At 40.1% G+C, this 3,891-nt stretch carries 3 protein-coding genes; all 3 read left to right on the forward strand.

From position 1 onward, the window contains the following. Window positions 1–1,242: dihydrolipoyllysine-residue acetyltransferase (gene aceF / locus CWB66_RS00815; RefSeq protein ID WP_138583969.1), on the forward strand; the 1,242-nt coding region annotated here is incomplete at its 5' end. 191 nt (window positions 1,243–1,433) lie between these two features. Next, window positions 1,434–2,861, forward strand: a complete 1,428-nt coding sequence (lpdA, locus tag CWB66_RS00820; RefSeq protein WP_138583970.1) for a dihydrolipoyl dehydrogenase — start codon at window positions 1,434–1,436, stop codon at window positions 2,859–2,861. A 161-nt stretch (window positions 2,862–3,022) separates the two neighbouring features. Beyond that, window positions 3,023–3,703, forward strand: a complete 681-nt coding sequence (locus tag CWB66_RS00825) for a tRNA-uridine aminocarboxypropyltransferase (RefSeq protein ID WP_138583971.1) — start codon at window positions 3,023–3,025, stop codon at window positions 3,701–3,703. Window positions 3,704–3,891: the final 188 nt, after the last annotated feature.

Below are 3,891 nucleotides of genomic sequence, written 5' to 3' on the forward strand. Positions count from 1 at the left end.
GAAGTTGAAGTAACTGAAATTATGGTTGCAGTTGGCGATACGGTTGAAGAAGATCAATCAATCTTAAACGTTGAAGGCGACAAAGCTGCAATGGAAGTACCAGCTCCATTTGCCGGTACAGTTAAAGAAATTAAAGTAGCCGCTGGCGATAAAGTATCGACTGGCTCATTAATTTTTGTATTTGAAGTTGCAGGTAGCGCGCCAGTAGCAGTATCTGCACCAGCTGAAAAATCAGCACCTGCAGCTGCGGCTAAAACTGAGTCGGCGGCACCAGCAAAAGCAAGTAATGAAAGCTTCACAGAAAACAGCGCGTATGCTCATGCATCGCCAGTTGTTCGCCGTTTAGCGCGTGAGTTTGGTATTAACCTAGCTAACGTTAAAGGCACTGGTCGCAAAGCCCGTATAGTTAAAGAAGACGTGCAAAACTATGTTAAAGCATTAGTTAAGCAAGTTGAATCTGGTCAACTATCAGCAGGTAGTAATGCTGGTGGTAGTGAGCTTGGTTTAATTCCATGGCCTAAAGTCGATTTTGCTAAGTTTGGTGAAATTGAAGAGAAAAAACTATCTCGCATTCAAAAGCTATCAGGCAAAAACTTACACCGTAACTGGGTACAAATCCCACACGTTACACAGTTTGACGAAGCTGATATCACAAGTCTTGAAGTATTTCGTAAAGAGCAAAATGCACTTAGCGAGAAGAAAAAGCTGGGCGTTAAAATCACACCACTTGTGTTTGTGATGAAAGCAGCGGCTAAAGCACTTGCTGAATTTCCAAAATTCAACTCATCGCTTTCTGCAGACGGCGAAAGCTTAATTCTTAAAAAGTACATTAACATTGGTGTTGCAGTGGATACGCCAAACGGTTTAGTTGTACCAGTGTTTAAAGATGTTGATAAAAAAGGCATTATTGAACTATCACGCGAATTAATGGAAGTATCTGTTAAAGCACGTGACGGTAAGCTTACATCGTCTGATATGCAAGGTGGCTGTTTTACTATTTCTAGCCTAGGCGGTATTGGCGGAACGGCATTTACGCCGATTGTTAATGCACCAGAAGTGGCTATTTTAGGTGTATCTAAATCTGAGATGAAACCTAAATGGAATGGTAAAGAGTTTGAACCTAAGCTAATGGTTCCGCTGTCTATGTCATACGATCATAGGGTTATTGACGGCGCATTAGCAGCACGCTTTACTGTAACGCTTGCAAGCTACATGAGTGATATTCGTCAGTTAGTGATGTAACCAATTTAATAAAATTGGTGTACGCAATTAAATAAAATCAAATCCCAGCCAGTTGTTTTTAGCTGGGATTTTTACTATATGCAATGATACAATCTTTGCACTATTTGTGAATTGCTCTGATTTTCTGCCTTGCAGAAACATGGCAGTTAAATTTTAGGGCAATGTCCCGTTCAAACGATTAAGGTAAAAGCATGAGCAACAAATTAAAAACTCAAGTTGTTGTACTAGGCGGTGGTCCTGGTGGTTATTCTGCGGCTTTCCGTGCTGCTGACTTGGGCTTGGAAGTTACATTAGTAGAATCTCGTGAAACATTAGGCGGCGTATGTCTTAATGTTGGTTGTATTCCTTCAAAAGCACTTTTACACGTAGCTAAAGTGATTGATGATGCGGCTGAAATGTCATCTCATGGTGTTACTTTTGGCGCACCAAAAATAGATTTAGACCAAGTTCGTACTTGGAAAGATTCTGTAGTTGGCCAGTTAACTGGTGGACTAGAGGGTATGGCTAAAATGCGTAAAGTGAAAGTCGTATCTGGTTACGGCAAATTCACTGGCAGCAATACTTTAGTAGTTGAAGGCGAGAAAGACTCTACAACTATCACGTTTGATAACGCGATTATTGCAGCAGGTTCTAAACCAGTTAACTTACCTTTCATCCCACAAGATGACCGTGTAATTGATTCAACTGGCGCGCTAGAGCTTAAAGATGTACCAGAAAAACTACTTGTACTTGGTGGTGGTATTATCGGTCTTGAAATGGGTACGGTTTACCGTGCACTAGGTTCTGCAATTGATGTTGTAGAATTTGCTGATCAATTAGTACCAGCAGCTGATAAAGACATTATCAAAATTTACCAAAAATACGTAAGCAAAAAATTCAACGTAATGCTTTCAACAAAAGTTGTTGGCGTTGAAGCTAAAAAAGACGGCTTATACGTAACATTTGAAGGTAAAAACGCACCAGCAGAACCGGTACGTTACGACAAAGTACTTGTTGCAGTTGGCCGTACTCCAAACGGTAACTTACTTGATGCTGAAAAAGCGGGCGTAAATGTTGATGAGCGTGGCTTTATTAATGTTGATAAGCAATTACGTACTAACGTAAGCCATATTTTTGCAATTGGTGACTTAGTTGGCCAACCTATGCTGGCGCATAAAGCGGTTCATGAAGGCCATGTTGCTGCAGAAGTTATTTCTGGTCAGAAGCATTTCTTCGACCCTAAATGTATTCCTTCAATTGCGTACACAGACCCAGAAATCGCTTGGGTAGGTGTTACTGAAAAAGAAGCAAAAGAGCAAGGCTTGAGCATTGAAACTGCGGTATTCCCGTGGGCAGCTTCTGGTCGTGCTATTGCATCATCTCGTACTGAAGGTTCTACTAAACTTATCTTTGATAAAGAAAGTGGCCGTATAATCGGTGGTGCTATGATTGGTATTAACGCGGGCGAAATGCTTGGCGAAATCGGTCTAGGTATTGAAATGGGTGCAGATGGTGAAGACTTAGCGCTTACTATTCATGCTCACCCTACATTGAACGAATCAATCGGCCTTGCAGCTGAAATTTTTGAAGGTTCAATTACTGATTTACCAAACAAAAAAGCAGTTAAAAAGAAGAAGTAATTTAACTTTTTAATTTAGTTTCTAAAAACCCAGCTTTGCTGGGTTTTTTTATGTCTGGTTTTTAATTTAAGAGATGTTGAATTAATTCAATGACTATAAATATAAGATTAAATAGCGATAAGTCGTTACAATGCGCGCTTAATTAATTGAAGGTAAATACAGTGAAAAACTCAGTTTTAGCATTACGCGCTCAACAAATAAGTGAATCCCGTCGAGAGTTTAATGCTCGAGGCGGTAAATTAGATCGCTGTGAGCAATGCTTAATAGCTAAGCACTACTGTATTTGTAAAGGTGTTGAGCATGCAGATTGCGAGGCTGCTGTGTGCTTATTAATGTATCACAATGAAAGCTTTAAACCTTCAAATACAGGGCGTTTGATTGCTGAGATAGTACCAAATAACCACGCTTTTAGATGGGATAGAACAGATCCTAACCCAGCGCTTTTAGCCTTAATAAATGATTCGCAGTATCAGCCGATGGTGGTTTTTCCCGCTGAGGATGTAGAAGAAGGTAGAGCCATCACAGAGGTTAATATTGAATCAGGTAAAAAGCCGCTATTTATATTTTTAGATGGTACATGGCGTGAAGCTAAAAAAATGATTCGTAAAAGCCCGTACTTAGATAACCTACCTGTGCTTTCTGTTACTGCTGATAAACTATCTGATTATCGTCTAAGAGTTGCGCCTCATGCGCATCAATTAGGCACTGCCGAAGTGGCTATTATGGTGCTAGCGCTTGCAGGCGAAATGGATGCATCTTCTAAATTAGAACAGCATTTTATTAAGTTTCGTGATGCGTATTTGCTTGGTAAGCGTAACAAAGGCCGGCCGTTAGAAGGTTAATGTTAAACACAGCTGTAGCTTTAACCTCGAAAGATAAATAACCTGAACTCTGGATAATAAATCTATCTCAAGCAGCTATTTTCAGCGCTAACTGCATTGAATTTACTTGCAATAGGCCAGCTATTGACGCGTAAATTCGCCTTGCTTTCACTGAAAAGCTCTGGCTAGAGAAAATAAATTTAAATATC

The sequence above is a fragment of the Pseudoalteromonas sp. S558 genome, assembly GCF_005886635.1.
In the GTDB taxonomy this organism is placed as follows: Bacteria; Pseudomonadota; Gammaproteobacteria; order Enterobacterales; family Alteromonadaceae; genus Pseudoalteromonas; species Pseudoalteromonas aliena.

Excerpts from the sequence above, each read along its gene's own strand:
- lpdA (WP_138583970.1), top strand. The coding sequence starts at position 1,434 with ATGAGCAACAAATTAAAAACTCAAGTTGTTGTACTAGGCGGTGGTCCT.